This window comes from Actinoplanes sp. NPDC049265 (assembly GCF_043197135.1).
Classification (GTDB): domain Bacteria; phylum Actinomycetota; class Actinomycetes; order Mycobacteriales; family Micromonosporaceae; genus Actinoplanes.
The window spans coordinates 307,352-324,489 of the sequence record NZ_JBICSP010000001.1 but is presented as its reverse complement, the minus strand read 5'-3'; the positions used below and the strand labels follow the sequence as shown (position 1 = coordinate 324,489).

Genomic DNA, 17,138 nt, shown 5'->3' with positions numbered 1-17,138 from the left:
GATGTCGCGGGTAGCGATCGTCACCGGTGGTGGGCGCGGCATCGGGGCCGCCACGGCGAAAAAGCTGGCCGCCGACGGCATGGCCGTGGCCGTGGTCGACCTCGACGAGAGCACGGCGGGTGAGACCGCCGACGCGATCAAGCAGGCCGGCGGCACGGTGATCGCGGTCGGCGCCGACGTTTCCGACGCCGCCCAGGTGGCCGCCGCGGTCGAGCGGGTGGCGGCCGAGCTCGGCGCGCCCACCGTGCTGGTCAACAACGCCGGGGTGCTGCGCGACAATCTGCTGTTCAAGATGAGCGACGACGACTGGGAAACGGTGATGAGCGTCCACCTGCGTGGCGCCTTCCTGTTCAGCCGGGCCGTGCAGAAACACATGGTCGACGCCGGGTACGGCCGCATCGTCAGCCTCTCCAGCACCTCCGCGCTGGGCAACCGCGGCCAGGCCAACTACGCCACGGCCAAGGCCGGGCTGCAGGGCTTCACCAAGACCCTGGCCATCGAGCTCGGCCGGTTCGGCATCACCGCCAACGCGGTCGCCCCCGGCTTCATCGCTACCGACATGACGCAGGCCACGGCCAAGCGGGTGGGCGTCGATTGGGACGACTTTGTGAAGAACGCCGTCAGTCAGATTCCGGTCGGCCGGGCGGGCGCACCCGAAGATGTCGCGAACACCGTATCCTTCCTGGTCAGCGAGGGCGCCGGTTTCGTGTCCGGTCAGGTGATCTACGTCGCCGGTGGTCCGCGAGCGTAGACCTGTTTCAGATTCACATGCGGGGCGATGGATCCGGGGCGAATCTGGAACGGGTCTGAACGTCCGGTTGCTCCCGGGCGGTTAAATAGACCTGTGGAGAAGCGGACTGTGAATCGACGGATGACCTCCCGCAGCGTGTCGCTGACCAGCACCTTCCTCCTGCTCGCGGCGGGCGGGGCGGCCGCCTGCGACAGCGACAACGACAACCAGAACCAAGGGTTCTACTGCGCCGACGCCAACGGCGTGATCGTCGACGAGGACTACTGCGACGACGATGACAACAACGGTGGCGGCGGCGGGGGCTTCTTCATCTGGCACTCGTCGGGCTACCGGTCGGGCTACCCGATCGGTTCCCGGCTGCCCTCCGGCGGCAGCAAGTTCGCGTACAACGACAAGGCGGCCCGCTCGTCGTTCGGCCTGCCGTCGAGCGGCCGGATCGGCAACGGCACGATCAAGACCGGCTCGGTGGGCAAGGGCGGCAGCGGCTCGTCCGGCTCCGGCTCCAAGTCCGGCAGCTGAGGTGAAGCGGGTCCCCTACGGTCCGGTCCGCGACGGCTGGCGCCTGACCAACTTCAGCCTCGGCCTCACCTACAACGACACCGAGCTGCCCGACGGCACGATGATGTCGTACTGGCAGGAAGGTCCGTACTACGACTTCTCGTCGGCCGAGATCGAAGAGCTCGAGACCGCGACCACCACGCTGCACGCGATGTGCCTGGAAGCGGGCGACTGGATCGTGCAACAGTGCCCCCGGCGCACGGTCGAGGGCCGCAAGCAGGGCTACTTCAACTCGGTGTGTACGCCCGAGAGCTGCTTCATGGCCCGGATCGGCATCCCCGAGTTCGCCCACGAGCAGATCATCCGGACCTGGTTCGACGGCGACGCGGAAACGTGGACGCACTACGACAAAGACCCTGACATGCGTTTTCCGATGGAGACGCCGGACTTCTCGCCGAGCGTGTACGGCCGGTTCGACCTCTGGTACAACGGCGCCGGCAGCGTGCCCAAGCTGCTCGAGTTCAACGCCCAGACACCGACCTCGCTGGTCGAGGCCGCGGTCATCCAGTGGCACTGGGCCGACCAGACCAACCTGACCGAGCACCCGTGGCGGCAGTGGAACTCGATCCACGACCGGTTGGTCGGCTGGGAGGCGGCCGACGGCGAACCGGCCAACCCGGGCGCGTGGCGGCGCAACATCAACAAGCTGCGTGAGGCCCGCACCTGGCTCCCCGAGAAGCCCAAGATCTTCTTCGCGTACGAGACGTCGGAAACCACCGGCGAGGACCGGATGAACGTGGCCTACCTGATGGCCACGGCCGAGGAGGCCGGTTACCCGGTCGAGCTGATCGCGATGAGCCAGATCGGCTGGGACGTGGCCGGCGACCGGGTGCTCTTCGTCCCCGGACCGGGTCAGGAGAGCAAGGCCGAGCCGATCAACATCATCTTCATGCTCTATCCGTGGGAGTGGTTCTGGAACGAGGAGGGCGGCAAGGGCTTCTTCCGCAACATGGCCGACCCGACCAAGAAGGGCACGGTGTGGATCGAGCCACCGTACAAAGCCGCCCTGCTCGGCAACAAGGCGCTGCTGCCGGTGCTGTGGAAGCTGTTCGGCGACGACCCCGAACGCGGTAAGTACCTGCTGCCCTCATATTTCGCCGAGTCCTCGTCGGCGGCCAAGCTGAAGAGCTACGCCAAGAAGCCCATCTGGGGGCGCGAGGGCGGTTCGGTCACGCTGGTCCGCGAGGACGGCACCACGACCGAGAACCCCAGCGAGTACGGCGCGGACGGACGTTACGTCGTCCAGGAGCTGTGCGAGCTGCCGTCCTTCGACGGCCTCGAGGGCACCGTGCACCCGGTCATCGGCTCGTGGCTGATCGACGGCGAGCCGGCCGGCATGGGCATCCGCGAGGGCCTCGGCGAGGAAGGCCTGATCACCAAGGACCAGTGCAATTTCGTGCCGCACATCATCACGTAGCCCTGGTCTCGAATTCGCTTCCGGGGCGATGAAACCGCTGTCGAATGTGGAACTATGGCCAAGGAGACGCGCGTGGACCTGGCCGGCATGGCGCGAGGCGTCATCGACACCAACCGCTACCTGACGCTCGGCACGACGGAGCCGGACGGGCGGCCGCGGGTCTCGCCGGTCTACTTCACCCACGACGGCTACCGCGACTTCTACTGGGTGTCGGGTCCGTCCGCGCACCACTCCGAGAACGTGCGCGCCCGTCCCGACGTGGCGATCGTCATCTACGACTCGACCGTCGCGGTCGGCCAGGGGCGGGCGGTGTATCTCACCGCCCGGGCCCACGAGGTGCCCGATGACGAGTTGGTGGCGCGGGCCGCCGCGGCATGGTCGACCGTCCCGCCCGGCGGCGCGCGGGCGTTCGACCCGTCCGAGCTGCGGGGCGACGCCGACCTGCGGCTCTATGTGGCCCGGGCGACCAAGCACGAGGTGCACATCCCGGGCGGCGACCCGACCTACGGCACCGGCACAGACACCCGCCGCGAGGTAATCGTCTAGCAACGCCCTCGCCTTACCACTCGGTCTCCCAGTGGTAGGCCCGGGCGGTGCCGCGCGGGGCTACCACTGGGGTTGGTGATCAGGGGCGGGGCGGGCGGTGGCGGTAGACCCACCAGAGGCCTATGAACGGCAGGATCAGGGGGACGTAGCCGTAGCCCTGACCGAACCTCGACCACACCGTGGCGTCCGGGAAGGCGACCGCGTCGACGATCGTCAGCGTGCCCACCACCAGCACGCCCAGGAGCTCGATGGAGCAGGAGGTCAACGCGATCGCCCGGCCCCGCGGCCCGCCGACGGCCAGACCGACCGTGGCCGCGATGTAGACCAGGCCGGCCAGCGCGGACAGCAGGTAGGCCAGCGGCGCCTCGGCGAAATGCGTGGTGATCTGCACCAGCGCGCGGGCGCTGGCCGACAGCGCGAAGATGCCGTACACCAGCAGCAGCACCCGGCCCAGGCCGGTGTTGAGGGCCGCGTCCCGCGGCCGGGTCTTCGGCTCAGCCACCGGTCACCGACGCAATCTGCTGCAGCCGCAGCACCAGCACGGGCATGACCAGCGCGGCCACGCCGAGGATCAGGGTGCCCCACCGGGTCGGCTCCATGCGGGCCAGCACGAACGCCGTCGGCATGAACGCCAGCGCGGTGAAGAGATAGCCCACGAAGGTCGCGACCTCGCTCGGCCGGGTGTCGCCGAACAGTCCGATCACAGCGACCAGGCACAGCACGGCGACCAGGGCGCCCAGCGCCAGCCCGGCGTAGAGGTCGAGCCGGCTCGGGGCCCGGTTGAGGGCGCAGCGGATCAGGAACCACACCGCGAGCACCAGCGACACCACGATCGTCGCCACCGACAGAGGACCGTTCACGCGCCACAGCGTACTTTCCTGCCCGCCGTGCTAGCTTCCGGCCATGCGCTTCGGTCTGCTCGGCACCGGTCCCTGGGCCCACCTGGCCCACGCTCCTGGGCTGGCCGCCCACGACCGGGTCGACTTCGCCGGCGTGTGGGGACGCGACCCGGCCAAGGCGGCCGCGCTGGCCGGCGAGTACGCCGTTGCGACCTACCCCGACGTCGACGCCCTGCTCGCCGACGTGGAGGCGGTCGCCATCGCGCTCCCGCCGGAGGTCCAGGGCGACCTGGCGCTGCGGGCGGCTCAGGCCGGCAAGCACCTCTTCCTCGACAAACCGGTCGCCATGACGGCCGCGCGGGCCGACGAGATCGCCCGCACGGTGCGCGACAACGAGCTCAGGTCGGTGGTCTACTTCACCCGCCGGTTCTTGCCCGAGCTGGCCGGTTTCCTCACGTCGGTGGCGGCCGAGGGCGGCTGGATCGAGGCTCGGGTCGACCACGTGGGCACGATCTTCGACGAGGGGAACCCGTTCGGCGCGTCGCCGTGGCGGCGAGAGAAGGGCGGTCTCTGGGACGTCGGGCCGCACGCGCTGGCGCTGGTCGTGCCCGTGTTGGGCCCGGTCGTCGAGGTGTCGGCCATGGTCGCGGCCCGGGACATGACCCACCTCACTCTCCGGCACAGCAGCGGGGCCGTCAGCAAGATCACACTCTCGGTGGACGTGCCGCCGGCCGCCGCGCGCGAGGAGGCGGTCCTGTTCGGCGAGGCGGGCGTCCGGCCGGTCCCGGACCCGGCCTGGGAGCCCAACCTGGCCTACGGGAACGCCGTCGACGCCTTGCTCGCCGGCGACCGGGCCATGGACGTCACCTTCGGCGCCTCGATCACCGCGGTCCTGGAGGCGGCGGCCACATCGGCGGCGTCCGGCCAGCTGGTCCGGGTCCAACGGCCCGAGCGGTAGGGCAGGTCCGGGGTGGTAGGCCTGAGCGGTATCGCGGTTGCGGATACCGGCCTGGGCTACCACTGGCTGGTGGTCCGGCTCCAACGGCCTGAGCGGTACGGCTTGGGCTACCACGGGCCGAGGGGCCGGGGCGACCCGGCGGCGGGGCAGAGGGGGTGACCCACCGCTCAGCCCGCGTGCGTGCCACGGTTTCGGGACGTCGCGCGTACCCATCAAGAGGCCAATCCACCCACGCGTCGGCGCCGAAGCACCTGCGTGACCATCTACGCGGCGAAGGGGCCAGCCATGCCGGAGCATGCACGAGATCATCTCTCCGCCGTGCCGGAGCCGCCGCCGTCCGCCCCGACCGACCCCGCTGACCTGCTGCGCGAGGTCGCCAAGGGCGACGAGAAGGCGTTCGGGCGGCTCTACGAGATCGTCGCGCCACGGGTCTACGGGCTGATCCGGCGAGTGCTGCGGGACCCGGCGCAGACCGAGGAGGTCGCGCAGGAGGTGCTGGTCGAGGTGTGGCGGACGGCGGCGCGGTTCGACGGCAACCGCGGCTCGGCCACCTCGTGGATCTTCACGATCGCGCACCGGCGGGCGGTCGACCGGGTGCGGTCCGAGCAGTCGGCGGCCGACCGGGTGATGAAGGTCGGCGTGGCCTCGGTCGAGATCCCGCACGACGAGGTGGTCGACGAGGTGACCGGGCGGCTGGAACGCCAGCAGGTGCGGCGCTGCCTCGACGACCTGACCGGGTTGCAACGGCAGGCCGTGACGCTGGCCTACTACCAGGGTCACACCTACCGCGAGGTGGCCGAACTTCTCTCCACCTCGCTGCCGACGATCAAGACGAGGATGCGCGACGGGCTCATCAGGCTGCGCGACTGCCTGGGAGTGGAGTTGACAGCATGATCGAGCGAAGCGAGCGTCATGGTGTCGTGTTTCTCCTTCTTCGGTTGGGAGGCTCAGCATGACCACCACGGACATTCACGCGCTGGTCGGCGCCTATGCGCTGGACGCGGTCGATGACGTCGAGCGGGCGGACTTCGAGCGGCACGTGCGCGACTGCGACAGCTGCCGCACCGAGCTCGACGAGCTCCGCGAGACCGCCGCCCGGCTGGCCGACAGCACGTGGTCGGTTCCGCCGCCGCGGCTGCGGGAGAACGTCATGGCCGCGGTCGCGCGGACCCGGCAGTTGCCGCCGACGCCCGCGGTCAGGGTGCGGCCGGTGCGGCCCGGTCGCCGTCGATGGCTGGTCGCCGCGGCCGCCGCGGTGGTGCTGGCCGGTGGGGCGAGCGCGACCGTCTATCAAATTCAGGATCAGCGGGTACGGGATGCCGGCTCGATCGCCGCGCGGGCCCAGCGTGAGTCCGACCGGACCCGGGACATCCTCGCCGCCCCGGACCTGGTCGTGCGGACCGCCCCGGTGGCCGGCGGCGGCAAGGTGACAGTGGCCCAGTCGCCGGCCCTGAAAGCCGGGGTGATCATGCTGGGCGCGAACGCCGCGCCGTCCGATGGCCGGGTCTATCAACTGTGGACGATCCGCGGTCAGCGGCCGACCTCGGCCGGCGCGTTGCGGGTCGGCCAGACCAGCACGGTTCAGATCGTCGACGGGCTGCCGGGTGCCGACCTGGTCGGGGTGACGGCCGAGCCGGCCGGCGGTTCGGTCACGCCGACCATGCCGCTGGTGTCGCAGGTGCCGCTGGTCTGATTCCGCGCACATCCGGGCCCGGGCATCGACCCGGGCCCGGATTTTCTTTTTTCGGTACCCATCCGGCAACTCGCTCGCACCGAATCCCTTCTGACACATCAGACAAAGAGGGGTAGTACGATGCGACTTCTGAAGATCGCCGCGGTGGCTGTTTTCGCCATCTCGGTGGCCGCGTGCGGCAACGACAGCAGCGGCACCCAGGCCGGCGGCTCGGGCACCGGCGACGCCTCGTCACCCGCGCCGATGATGAGCAGCTCCGCGCCGGCGATGATGACCGACACCTTCGGCGCCGGCTGTTCGGCCGTGCCGACCGAAGACTCCAACCCGGGCAGCTTCGCCTCGATGGCCAAGGTCCCGGTGGCTACGGCCGCCTCCGGCAACCCGGTGCTGTCCACCCTGGTCTCGGCGGTCAAGCAGGCCGGCCTGGTCGACTCGCTCAACACCGCGCCCGAGCTGACCGTCTTCGCCCCGGCCAACAGCGCGTTCGAGAAGATCCCGGCCGCCGACCTGAAGAAGGTCATGGCCGACAAGAAGACGCTGACCAGCATCCTCACCTACCACGTGGTGCCCGGGAAGCTCGCCCCGGAGCAGCTGGCCGGCACGCACAAGACGCTGGAGGGCGGGTCGCTGACCGTCGAGGGCAGCGGCGACATGTTCAAGGTGGACGGCATGGCTTCGGTGGTCTGCGGCAACGTGCAGACGGCGAACGCCACCGTCTACATCATCGACACCGTCCTGATGCCGAAGAAGTGACCACCAACCTGACCGGCCGCCTCCGGGCGGCCGGCCTCGGTGTGCTCGCCGCCGCCGGTGGGGTGGCCGTGGGCGAGCTGATCGCGGCGGCCGTGCGGCCGGCGGCGGGCCCGCTGGTCGCGGTCGGCGGCGCGGTCATCGACGCCACGCCGACGCCGGTGAAGGAGTTCGCGGTCCGGTCGCTGGGCACCTGGGACAAGCCGGTGCTGCTCGGGTCGATCGGCCTCGTGGTGGCGGTGTTCGCGGGCGTGCTCGGCGTGCTGGCGGCCCGGCGGCGTTGGATCGGGGTGGCCGGCGCGGTCCTGCTCGGCGTGGCCGGGTCGGTCGCGGCGGCGTCCCGGCCGGCGGCCTCGGCCTTCGACGTGGTGCCGTCACTGGTCGCCGCGGCGGTGGCCGGGGTGGTGCTGACCTGGGTGCTGTCCCCGTCGGGTCGCCTGTGGACGCTGTCTTCGTCCGGGCGCCTGTGGACAACGTTGCGGAACCGTCGGACCGGTGCGCTACGTTCCTCCCCACCCACAGGGGCGGCGTGGCGAGGCCCGGGTCAGCGGATCGCCGGCAGTGCTGTGCGGCAGGCGCGGGGGCCTTCGCGGGTGCTTGTCGATCGGCGGGCGTTTCTGCGGGCGGCGGGCGTGATCGCGGGCGGTGCGGCGGTGGCCGGTGGCGGTGCGGCGGTGGTCGGGCGGGCGCGGGGCGGGGCGATCACCGAGTCGCGGGCCGCGATCCGGTTCCCGGCGCCCGCCGACCCGGCGAAGGCGCTGCCGACCGGCGTCGGCCCGGGCTTCGTGACCCCCAACGGCGGCTTCTATCGGGTCGACACCGCGCTGACCGTGCCGCGGATCGACGTCGGCACGTGGCGGCTGCGGGTGCACGGGATGGTCGGGCGGGAGCTCGAGCTCAGCTTCGCCGACCTGCTGGAACGGCCGTTGATCGAACGGGACGTCACCCTCAACTGCGTCTCCAACGAGGTCGGCGGACCCTACATCGGCACGGCGCGCTGGCTCGGCGTACCGCTGGCGCCGCTGCTGCGCGAGGCCGGCGTCGACCCGGGCGCCGACCAGCTGGTGGCCCGGTCCGATGAGGGTATGACGATCGGCACACCGGTGGCCACCGTCCTGGACGGCCGGGACGCGATGCTCTGCGTCGGCATGAACGGTGAGCCGTTGCCGCTCGAGCACGGCTTCCCGGTGCGCATGCTGACCCCCGGCCTGTACGGCTACGCCGGCGCCTGCAAGTGGCTGACCGACCTCGAGCTGACCACCTTCGCGGACTTCGACGCCTATTGGGTACGCCGCGGCTGGGCCGCCCGGGGCCCGGTGAAGACCGCGTCCCGGATCGACCGCCCGCAGCCCTTCGCGCAGCTGAACGGGAAGCCGGTCACGATCGCCGGCGTCGCCTGGGCGCAGGGCCGGGGGATCAAGGCGGTGGAGGTACGCGTCGACGACGGCCCGTGGCAACACGCCGACCTGCTGCCCGTGCCGTCCACCGACACCTGGGTCCAGTGGCGCCTGGCCTGGACCCCGGAGGCGGGCCCGCACACCCTGACGGTCCGGGCGACCGACCGGACCGGTGCCGTGCAGACCGAGGCCCGCGCCACCCCGTTCCCATCCGGCGCCACCGGCTGGCACACCATCACGGTCACGGGCTGAGTGGTCACCGTCCCCGCCGACGTGTGAACATGCCACAGGGCAACTATCGCGTCGGTGTGGAAGCGGGTAGCGGGTGGGAGTGGCCGTGTGAGCGGGGAGGTGCCGGTCGGCCTGGCCGCGACGGACCGGCTGGCCGCGTTGCGCCGGACCGGGCTGTCGGCGGCCGCGGATCCGGTTTTCGATCGTTTCGCCGAAATGGTGAGAAATGTTGTGGGTGTACCGGTCGCGCTGGTCACCCTGGTGGAGGCCGACCGGCAGATCTTCCCGGGTGCCCAGGGGCTGGGCGAACCGTGGCAGGCGCAGCGGTACACGCCGTTGTCGCACTCGTTCTGCCAGCATGTGGTGGTCAGCGCCGAGCCGCTGGTCATCACCGACGCCCGCACCGACCCACGGGTGACCGGCAACCTGGCGATCACCGACCTCGACGTGATCGGGTACGCCGGGATGCCGCTGACCGACGCCGACGGCCTGGTGCTGGGCTCGCTGTGTGCGATCGACACCGCACCGCGCGAGTGGACGCCCCGCGAGCTGGGCCTGCTGGCCGACCTGGCCGCGGCCTGTTCGGACAGCCTGCGGTTGCGGGTGGCCACCGGTCAGGCCCGCCGCCAGGAATACCTCGCCGGCGCGGCCTACGAGCGCAGTCAGCTGCTGCTGAACGCCAGCGCCACGCTGGCCAACACCGCCACGGCCGAGGACGTCGTCGCCGCTGTCCGTGATCTGGTCACCGGCACGCTCGACCCGGCGTACGTGGGGCTGTCCCTGGTCGACGGCGACGGCCGGGTCCTGCTGCAGTCCGGCGACTCGTTGCCCACCACCGTCGCGGCCCGGTGGCGGCGCTACCCGGTCAGCGCGGGGACGCCGTCGGCCCTGGCCGCGCGGACCGGAGCGCCGGTGCTGCTGCCCGACCTGGCCGCGGTGGCCGCCGCGGTGCCGGCCGCCCTGCCCACGTTCAACGAGATGGGCTGGCAGGCGGCGGCCAGCTTGCCGCTGCCGTCGCCGACCGGTTCGCTCGGCGCGCTCACGTTCGTCTGGAAACAGCCGACCACTCTGCGCGACGAGGAGCAGACGGTGCTGGCCGCGCTGGCCGGCTATGTCGCCGAGGCCCTGCACCGCGCCGACTACCTGAGCTACCGCGAGAACGTGGCCGCGGTCCTGCAGCGGGCCATGCTGACCGACCTGCCCGAGGCGGCGCCGTACGAGCTGGCCGCGCTCTACCAGCCGGCCGCGCGGGGCGAGCAGGTCGGCGGGGACTGGTACGACGCGATCCGGCTCGACCACACCCACCTGACCCTGGTCGTCGGGGACGTGACCGGCCACGACATCGCCGCCGCGGCCCGGATGGGACAGCTCCGCAGCATGCTGCGCGCCTACCTGGTCGACCGGCACGAGCCGCCGTCGGCCCTGCTGCGCCGGCTGGACACCGCGAACCATCTGCTCGGCGAACGGGCGCTGGCCACCGCGGTGCTCGGGTACGTACGGCCGGACACCGCCACCGGCGGCCACCGGCTGCACTGGTCGAACGCGGGCCACCCGGCCCCGCTGCTCCTCGGCGCGGACGGTGTGGTCGCCGAACTGTCCGGTCACGACACGTTGCTGGGGGTGCAGCGCCGGACGCCGCGCAACAACCACACCCGGCTGTTGCCGCCCGGGTCGACGTTGCTGTTCTACACCGACGGGCTGACCGAGACCCGGGGCCGGCCGTTCGACGAGCGCGAGGCCGAGCTGCGGGAGGTGCTGGCCGGGCTGGTCGGTACGCCGCTGCCGGATCTGTTGCCGGAGCTGCTGACCCGGGTCGCGGGGGAGACGCACGAGGACGACGTGGCGATGCTGGCGTTGCGTACGCCGGACTCGCGGTAGCGCCGCGGTCTTGCCGTGTCGCGGCCTATGAGTCGCCGGCGCGGCCCAGCACCGCCGTCGTGGTGCGGTTCTGGTCGCCGGTGGCCAGCAGGTCGAGCAGGGCGCCCCGGAGCAGGGCCAGCGTCGCGGTGCGCTCGGCGACGGCCTCGGGGGTGTCGCGGGTGGACGCCGGCTGCGTCGCGGCGAGTAGCGAGAGCCAGTCACCGACGGTCTCCCGCGCGAACGCCGACCACGGACCGTCCGGTTCGATCAGTGACCGCGCGTACGCCTCGGTCCACAGCGTCAGCAGCGCGCGGTGCGCCGGGTCGGACAGCCAGCCCCAGATCAGCCGGGTGGTCGCGGCCAGGTCACCGGCCGGCGCCGTGCCGAGCAGCGCCACCTCGTCGGAGCGGGCCCGGTCCAGCAGCTCGCGGATCAGGCCGTCCTTGGAGCCGAAGAGGTAGAGCAGCACCCGCGGGCTGGAGCCGATCGCCGCCGCCAGCGGGCGTAGCGACAGGTCGGCGAGCCCGTGCGCCAGGGCGTACCGGTAGGCGGATTCGAGCAACTCGGTCCGGCGCGCGCTTCCCATCCGGGCAGTCTACTGAAACACTCGTTTCAGTTCGGAGGAGGCTGCATGATCAGACCGCTGGGCCGGCCCGGTGACCTGGGCTGGGTGGTGATGGCGCACGGCGAGCTGTACGCCCGTGAGTACGGCTGGGACGCCACGTTCGAGGAGCTCGTGGCCCGGATCGTGGCCGACTACGCGGAGAAGCGGGACCCGGAGCGGGAGGCGGCCTGGATCGCCGAGGTCGACGGGCAGCGGGCCGGCTGCGTGTTCTGTGTGCGCGGCGACGAGGAGACGGCCAGGCTGCGCGTGCTGCTCGTCGATCCGGCGTTCCGCGGCCACGGGCTGGGCGCGCGGCTGGTCGGGGAGTGCGTCTCGTTCGCGACCCGGGCCGGCTACCGGCGGATGACGCTCTGGACCAACGACGTGCTCGCCTCGGCCCGGCGGATCTATCAGGCGGCCGGCTTCACCCTCGATGACGAGGCTCCGCAGCGCAGCTATGGCGCGGACCTCATCGGTCAGAACTGGTCACGTCAACTTCCTTAACCTTCCTCATTCTGCGTACGATAGGGAAGTATGGAGCGGCATTCACCGGACCGGCATTCACTGGACCGGCACTCACCGGATTGGCATTCACTGGACCGGCACTCACCGGATTGGCACTCACCGGATGAGGTGGCCGGCATCCTGGGTCTGCACGTGCGGACGGTGCGTGGGTACATCCGTGACGGCCGGCTGCCCGCCGTCCGCATCGGTAAGCAGTACCGCGTCGCCCACAGTGACCTGGCCGCGTTCACCGGCCGCCCGCGCGCCGAGCCCACCGTGCACGTGACAACGGTCGTCGAGGTCGAGGACGTGCCCGTCGGCCTGGCCGACCGGCTCACCACGCTGGTGGTGGCGGGCGCCCAGCAGGTGCCGGGGTTGCGCGTGCAGACGGTGCACGACGCGTCGCGCGGCCACCTCAAGCTCATCGTCCTCGGGCCGCCCAGCGCGACCGGCGACGTGCTGCAGACGATCGACACGTTTCTGAAGGCGGAGGGGCAATGAGCGACACGGTGGTCGACAGCGGCGGGACCCCGGTGCTGGTGTGCGCGGCCGACGGTCCGGCGATCAGTACGCCCCAGGACGCGCTGGACGTGATCGGCGGCGCGTTCGGCCGGGCCGACGTGGTGGCGATACCGGTGGGGCGGCTCGACGACAGCTTCTTCCAGCTGCGGAGCGGACTGGCCGGCGAGATCATGCAGAAGTTCGTCAACTACCGGATTCGGCTGGCCGTGGTCGGCGACATCACCGTGCACGTGGCCGCCAGCGACGCACTGCGCGACCTGGTGCGGGAGTCGAACCGGGGGCGGCACGTCTGGTTCGTCGCCGACCTCGACGAGCTGGCCGGCCATCTGTCCGGCTGACCACTACCCGGCCCGGCGCATGCCGGTCGAGCGCGTTCTTGTCGGCGCCGGCGGGGACGCCCGCGGGGCGGACCGGTGGGAGGCCGCCCCGCGGACGGGATCAGGGGACGGTGCGCTCGATCGCCGCGGCGCCGTCGCGGTCGAGCTCGGCGCGGGCCCGTTCGACGTTCTCCGGTGTCGGGTCCTTGCCCTGGGCGACCGCCAGGTCTTCCGGGTCCCAGTTCTGCTCGGCGCCGGTGCGGTACTCGGCCCGCGTGCCCGGCGCCACGAACTCGGGGGTGTCCGCGTCCGGGCCGCCGCCGGTGATGAACGCGTCCACCGCGACGTCGTCCTCGATCGCGTCCGCGACCTCGGGCCTCTCCTCGAGCGGCTGATTCGGTTCCATCCGACCTCCCTGCGACGAGCGACTCGAACGTGTCCTACCCACGATCGGGTAAAGCTACCCGCGACCCGTCCGGGTGGTTCTCGGCCAACGGATTCCGCCCGCTCGCGGGGTGCGGTCCAATCGGACCAGCGGTCCGTCCGGCAACCCCGCCGACAGCCGCCGTGACCTGCGTCGATGGGCGGTTGGCGGGGCTATACACCAGGTCGCCCGGTGCGAAACGGACGATCAGTGAGCCCGCCGTCGAAGTGAGCGTGAAGCGGACAACGACTGCGCTCTTCGGATGGACGCTGAGTAGCCAGACGAATACGTTCTCGCTTGTTACGTGTGCGCAACCCCTGGTTCGAGCACATGCGGTGGCGAGGAGAACGTGAGCGAAATGACCGATCGTGAGGAACGCCGCTAGTGTCCAACCTGCCGGACGCCGAGCGTGACGCCTGCGATGTGGCGCAGTCGCTGGGCGGCCTCGCGGCTCTGCTCTCCCGGCTCCAGCCCGGCGATCCGGCGTTCGACGACACTCTCCGCGTGCTCCGGAGCCTGGCCGACGAGGGATCCGCCGGCGCGCAGCGTGTCGTCGCGTACCTCCAGAGTCTCCGTGGCGCCGGCGACGGCGCGACCGCGGCCGTCCCGCCGCACCTCGCCCCCTGGCGCGACTGGGTCCCGCCGCGCGGCCACCTCCTCGGCGGCCGGGACGCGACCCGCAAGATGAGCGAGCTTCCCCGTCGGCGCCGCACCGACCCCGGCGAATGAGGGCACACCCGGCCCACTGACCAGAATGTGACGATTTCGCGGCTCCAGCGCGCCGGTTCCGCGGGTTGCGCGCGGCGGTTTCCCGGGGTGGGTGCGGCGGCCCTGGCGAACGGCAGTCAGCGCCGCAGGGTCTCGGACGGCGACTCGTCGAAGCGCGCCCGGTAGGCCGACGCGAACCGGCCCAGATGCGCGAAACCCCAGCGGTGGGCGATCGACGCCACCGTGTCCTTGGCCGGGTCGGCGTGCAGCAGGTCCTCGTGCGCGCGCTGCAGGCGTACCCGCTGCAGGTAGCTCATCGGCGAGCAACCCGCGTGCTTGCGGAAGCCGTCCTGCAGCGACCGCACACTCACCCGGGCCACCTCGGCCAGATCGGCCACCGTGAACGCCCGCTCCGGTTCGGCCTCGATCGCCTCCTGGGCCCGCCGGACCGCGCGGGGCGGGCTCGGCTGCGGCGGGGCGGTCAGCTCGTCGTGGTAGTTGTGCGGCAGCGCGTACAGCAGGCCGCTGAGAATCAGCCGGCGCATCCGGCCGGCGATCGGCGGTTGGTGCATGAGGCTGTCCGAGTGCCCGCACTCGTCGTGCATCTGCCGGACCAGCCGGGACCAGCTCAGCCCAGGGCCGCCGGACACGTCGATCTCCGGCGGCAGGGTCAGGGGTCCCTCGATCGGGTGACCCAGCAGGGCCGCCAGTTCCGCCTCCAGGGCGGGGCGCTCTATCTTCACATCCAACTCGGACGAGTCGGCGCTGTGCAGCGTGTAGACCGGGTTTCCGGGCCCGAAGACGGCGCCGGTGGACGGGTGGGCCAGCACCTCGCGCCCGGCGTGCCGCGACTGCATCCGGCCGGTCGTGGGGATCGTGACGTGGTAGGCGTCGAGTTCCGAGGCGATCAGGGTCACCGGGGCCCCGAAAGTCAGGTGGCCAATGGTCATTGGTCCGAGTTGGATCACTTCAGCGCCGATCTTGAAACTGTCGTGGCCCTCGGGTGCACCGACGGAGATCGGGTAGTAGAACCGATTGAGCATGGTCCGTACCTGGTTGATGTCTGCGCTGTTGAAGTGCGACATCGACGGACGATCAGACATGGCTGAAGGCGATCCATTGCATACCCAGAGTAAAGGGGAAGTGGACGTCGGGCGTCAACGTCCGGGACTGCTCCTGACCGTTCCAGCACATTCCGGCCATATGAACTACTCTGGCGTTCCACGCCTACGTGGCGTAACTTGCAGACCAGCGGATTGTTGTTGAACGCGGTCCCCGGGGCGCCAAGGGCAGGGCGCCGGCATGCGTGGCAGGTCAGCGCAGCGGAACCCCCGCGGAGAGGTCGGCGTCGGCCGTACGACGCCAGGAAGAGGGCAGCCGTGTATCTGCCGATCACCACGCGCCAGTTGGCCGACGGCACCGTCGAGATCGCCCCAAGTGGTGAGATCGACCTCGACAATGCCCACGTGATGCGGGACGCCGTCAACGACGTGCTCACCTCCTCGACGCCGGGCAAGATCTGCCTCGATCTACAACGGGTGATGTTGATCGACAGCATCGGCATCGGCATCCTCGTCGCCTGCTTCCACACGGCCGCCGCCAGCGACGTCAAGCTGGTCGTCAGCCACCCCAGCCCGACGGTCTACCGCCAGCTGTGGGTGTCCGGCCTGGTCGGCCTGCTGGGCTGCGCCGAGCCGCCGTCGCCACGTACGTCGGTGGGCCTGCGACCGGCCTGATCGGCGTCTCGTACCGTTCGGACCCATGGGTGTCCTGCGGTCGATCGGTCTCTTCGTGGTGGCGGCCATGGCCGAGATCGGCGGCGCGTGGCTCATCTGGCAGGGCATCCGCGAACACCGCGGGCTGATCTTCGCCGGGCTGGGCGTCCTGGCCCTCGGCGCCTACGGCTTCGTCGCCACGCTTCAGCCCGACCCCCACTTCGGGCGGATCCTGGCCGCGTACGGCGGCGTCTTCGTGGCCGGTTCCCTGCTCTGGGGCATGCTGGTCGACGGCTTCCGGCCCGACCGCTGGGATCTGATCGGCGCCGCCTGCTGCCTGGCCGGCGTGGCCGTGATCATGTACGCCCCGCGCGGCTGAAGACGCTGCCGCAAAACGCCGAGACCCTCACGCATTTCGCGTCTCGGCGCCGCTTCCTACCGTCGAATCCGTGCAGAGATTCGTTCTTGGTGATGTCGAGGTCTTCCCGATCGCGGAGTGGCGCGGCGCGTTCGCCCCGGTCGATGTCCTGTTCCCCACGATGCCGGGGGAACTGTGGCGCGAACACGAGTCATGGCTGGCCCCCGACTTCGTGCGCGACGGCGACTATCAGGCCACCTTCCGGGTCTGGGTGCTGCGCAGCGCCGGCCGTACCGTGCTGGTCGACACCGGGCTCGGCAACGACAAGCCCCGCGACGCCGAAGTGCTCGACCGGCGCGACGGCGACTTCCTGACCCGCCTGGCGGCGGCCGGGGTGCGGCCGTCGGACGTCGACCTGGTCGTCAACACCCACCTGCACGCCGACCACGTGGGGTGGAACACCCGGCTGGCCGACGGCGACTGGATCCCGACCTTCCCGCGTGCGCGCTACCTGATCAGCAAGGCCGACTACGACTATTGGAACCCCGATGGCGGGGGTACGCCGAAGAGCACGTTCGCCTCGCCCTCGGACATCCGCGCCTCGTTCATCGACAGCGTCCTCCCGGTGCACCAGGCCGGGCAGGCGGTGCTGTGGGAGGGTGACAGTTACCGCATCGACGCGGACCTGTCGCTGGAACCGGCGCCCGGGCACACGCCGGGCTCGGCGGTGCTGCGGCTCGAGTCCGGCACCGACCGGGCGCTGTTCGTCGGGGATGTCGTGCACACGCCGTTGCAGATCCTCCAACCCGACCACGACACCTGCCTGAGCGAGGACCAGGCCGAGGCCGCCCGTTCCCGGCGCCGGGTGCTGGCCGAGGCGGCCGCCACCAACAGCCTGCTCGTGCCGGCGCACCTCGGCGGGGCGGCCGCCGTCGAGGTGGCACGCTCGAACGGAAACTTCTCGATCAAGAGATGGGCCGCCTGAG

Annotated in this window: 22 protein-coding genes; 17 read left to right on the top strand and 5 right to left on the bottom strand. The window is 71.2% G+C overall.

What is annotated here, in order from left to right; all coding sequences use genetic code 11:
* Window position 1: 1 nt before the first annotated feature.
* The 4 genes from fabG (at window position 2) to ACGFIO_RS01510 (ending at window position 3,272) form a co-directional block, all read left to right on the top strand.
* Complete coding sequence (gene fabG, locus ACGFIO_RS01525; RefSeq protein WP_392820602.1) at window positions 2-751, top strand: 3-oxoacyl-ACP reductase FabG; 750 nt, start codon at window positions 2-4, stop codon at window positions 749-751.
* Between the two features lie 120 nt (window positions 752-871).
* The gene (locus ACGFIO_RS01520; protein WP_392820601.1) at window positions 872-1,270 is read left to right on the top strand and encodes a hypothetical protein; all 399 of its coding nucleotides are present in this window, start codon (window positions 872-874) and stop codon (window positions 1,268-1,270) included.
* 1 nt (window position 1,271) lies between these two features.
* Window positions 1,272-2,726, top strand: a complete 1,455-nt coding sequence (locus ACGFIO_RS01515; protein WP_392820598.1) for a glutathionylspermidine synthase family protein — start codon at window positions 1,272-1,274, stop codon at window positions 2,724-2,726.
* Between the two features lie 54 nt (window positions 2,727-2,780).
* On the top strand, window positions 2,781-3,272 hold the full coding sequence (locus ACGFIO_RS01510) for a pyridoxamine 5'-phosphate oxidase family protein (protein WP_392820596.1): 492 nt from the start codon (window positions 2,781-2,783) through the stop codon (window positions 3,270-3,272).
* Between the two features lie 79 nt (window positions 3,273-3,351).
* On the opposite strand, the gene ACGFIO_RS01505 is transcribed toward ACGFIO_RS01510, so the two are convergent.
* Together ACGFIO_RS01505 and ACGFIO_RS01500 are read right to left on the bottom strand one after the other, a co-directional pair.
* Complete coding sequence (locus tag ACGFIO_RS01505) at window positions 3,352-3,774, bottom strand: hypothetical protein (protein ID WP_392820593.1); 423 nt, start codon at window positions 3,772-3,774, stop codon at window positions 3,352-3,354.
* Window positions 3,767-4,132, bottom strand: coding sequence for a hypothetical protein (locus ACGFIO_RS01500; protein WP_392820591.1), 366 nt, complete (start codon window positions 4,130-4,132; stop codon window positions 3,767-3,769). Before ACGFIO_RS01500 ends, ACGFIO_RS01505 begins: the two co-directional genes overlap by 8 nt.
* Window positions 4,133-4,175: 43 nt before the next feature.
* On the opposite strand from ACGFIO_RS01500, the gene ACGFIO_RS01495 reads away from it, so the two are divergent.
* The 6 genes from ACGFIO_RS01495 to ACGFIO_RS01470 all read left to right on the top strand — a co-directional run bounded on the left by ACGFIO_RS01495 (window position 4,176) and on the right by ACGFIO_RS01470 (window position 11,018).
* The gene (locus ACGFIO_RS01495; RefSeq protein ID WP_392820589.1) at window positions 4,176-5,069 is read left to right on the top strand and encodes a Gfo/Idh/MocA family protein; all 894 of its coding nucleotides are present in this window, start codon (window positions 4,176-4,178) and stop codon (window positions 5,067-5,069) included.
* Window positions 5,070-5,354: 285 nt separating this feature from the next.
* Complete coding sequence (locus ACGFIO_RS01490) at window positions 5,355-5,963, top strand: sigma-70 family RNA polymerase sigma factor (RefSeq protein WP_392820586.1); 609 nt, start codon at window positions 5,355-5,357, stop codon at window positions 5,961-5,963.
* Between the two features lie 58 nt (window positions 5,964-6,021).
* On the top strand, window positions 6,022-6,762 hold the full coding sequence (locus ACGFIO_RS01485) for an anti-sigma factor domain-containing protein (protein ID WP_392820584.1): 741 nt from the start codon (window positions 6,022-6,024) through the stop codon (window positions 6,760-6,762).
* A 120-nt stretch (window positions 6,763-6,882) separates the two neighbouring features.
* Window positions 6,883-7,515, top strand: a complete 633-nt coding sequence (locus tag ACGFIO_RS01480) for a fasciclin domain-containing protein (RefSeq protein WP_392820582.1) — start codon at window positions 6,883-6,885, stop codon at window positions 7,513-7,515.
* Window positions 7,512-9,161, top strand: a complete 1,650-nt coding sequence (locus ACGFIO_RS01475) for a molybdopterin-dependent oxidoreductase (protein WP_392820579.1) — start codon at window positions 7,512-7,514, stop codon at window positions 9,159-9,161. The genes ACGFIO_RS01480 and ACGFIO_RS01475 overlap by 4 nt, the downstream gene beginning before the upstream one ends.
* 87 nt (window positions 9,162-9,248) lie before the next feature.
* Window positions 9,249-11,018 (top strand): GAF domain-containing SpoIIE family protein phosphatase, encoded by a 1,770-nt coding sequence (locus ACGFIO_RS01470; RefSeq protein WP_392820576.1) that lies wholly within the window; start codon window positions 9,249-9,251, stop codon window positions 11,016-11,018.
* A gap of 25 nt (window positions 11,019-11,043) precedes the next feature.
* Here ACGFIO_RS01470 and ACGFIO_RS01465 read toward each other — a convergent pair whose 3' ends face one another.
* Window positions 11,044-11,586 (bottom strand): TetR/AcrR family transcriptional regulator, encoded by a 543-nt coding sequence (locus ACGFIO_RS01465; RefSeq protein WP_392820574.1) that lies wholly within the window; start codon window positions 11,584-11,586, stop codon window positions 11,044-11,046.
* 45 nt (window positions 11,587-11,631) lie between these two features.
* Between ACGFIO_RS01465 and ACGFIO_RS01460 the strand changes: the two genes are divergently transcribed.
* From ACGFIO_RS01460 to ACGFIO_RS01450, 3 genes are read left to right on the top strand one after another with little or no spacing between them, the layout of a single operon-like run.
* Window positions 11,632-12,108 (top strand): GNAT family N-acetyltransferase, encoded by a 477-nt coding sequence (locus ACGFIO_RS01460; RefSeq protein ID WP_392820571.1) that lies wholly within the window; start codon window positions 11,632-11,634, stop codon window positions 12,106-12,108.
* 30 nt (window positions 12,109-12,138) lie between these two features.
* A complete protein-coding gene (locus tag ACGFIO_RS01455) occupies window positions 12,139-12,609 on the top strand; it encodes a helix-turn-helix domain-containing protein (protein WP_392820568.1) in 471 nt (156 codons plus the stop codon).
* On the top strand, window positions 12,606-12,968 hold the full coding sequence (locus tag ACGFIO_RS01450; RefSeq protein ID WP_392820565.1) for a DUF4180 domain-containing protein: 363 nt from the start codon (window positions 12,606-12,608) through the stop codon (window positions 12,966-12,968). The genes ACGFIO_RS01455 and ACGFIO_RS01450 overlap by 4 nt, the downstream gene beginning before the upstream one ends.
* 100 nt (window positions 12,969-13,068) lie before the next feature.
* On the opposite strand, the gene ACGFIO_RS01445 is transcribed toward ACGFIO_RS01450, so the two are convergent.
* Window positions 13,069-13,353: a hypothetical protein gene (locus ACGFIO_RS01445; protein WP_392820563.1), complete on the bottom strand. Its 285-nt coding sequence runs from the start codon at window positions 13,351-13,353 to the stop codon at window positions 13,069-13,071.
* A gap of 402 nt (window positions 13,354-13,755) precedes the next feature.
* Between ACGFIO_RS01445 and ACGFIO_RS01440 the strand changes: the two genes are divergently transcribed.
* On the top strand, window positions 13,756-14,100 hold the full coding sequence (locus ACGFIO_RS01440; protein WP_392820560.1) for a hypothetical protein: 345 nt from the start codon (window positions 13,756-13,758) through the stop codon (window positions 14,098-14,100).
* A gap of 116 nt (window positions 14,101-14,216) precedes the next feature.
* Here the strand turns inward: ACGFIO_RS01440 and ACGFIO_RS01435 are convergent, their stop codons facing one another.
* The gene (locus ACGFIO_RS01435) at window positions 14,217-15,182 is read right to left on the bottom strand and encodes an AraC family transcriptional regulator (protein ID WP_392820557.1); all 966 of its coding nucleotides are present in this window, start codon (window positions 15,180-15,182) and stop codon (window positions 14,217-14,219) included.
* Between the two features lie 276 nt (window positions 15,183-15,458).
* Between ACGFIO_RS01435 and ACGFIO_RS01430 the strand changes: the two genes are divergently transcribed.
* From ACGFIO_RS01430 to ACGFIO_RS01420, 3 genes are all read left to right on the top strand, one after another.
* Window positions 15,459-15,815, top strand: a complete 357-nt coding sequence (locus ACGFIO_RS01430; protein ID WP_392820555.1) for an STAS domain-containing protein — start codon at window positions 15,459-15,461, stop codon at window positions 15,813-15,815.
* Window positions 15,816-15,840: 25 nt separating this feature from the next.
* The gene (locus tag ACGFIO_RS01425; protein ID WP_392820553.1) at window positions 15,841-16,173 is read left to right on the top strand and encodes a YnfA family protein; all 333 of its coding nucleotides are present in this window, start codon (window positions 15,841-15,843) and stop codon (window positions 16,171-16,173) included.
* A 70-nt stretch (window positions 16,174-16,243) separates the two neighbouring features.
* Entirely contained in the window at window positions 16,244-17,137 is an 894-nt protein-coding gene (locus ACGFIO_RS01420; protein ID WP_392820551.1) for an MBL fold metallo-hydrolase, read from the top strand.
* The last annotated feature ends 1 nt before the right edge of the window (window position 17,138 follow it).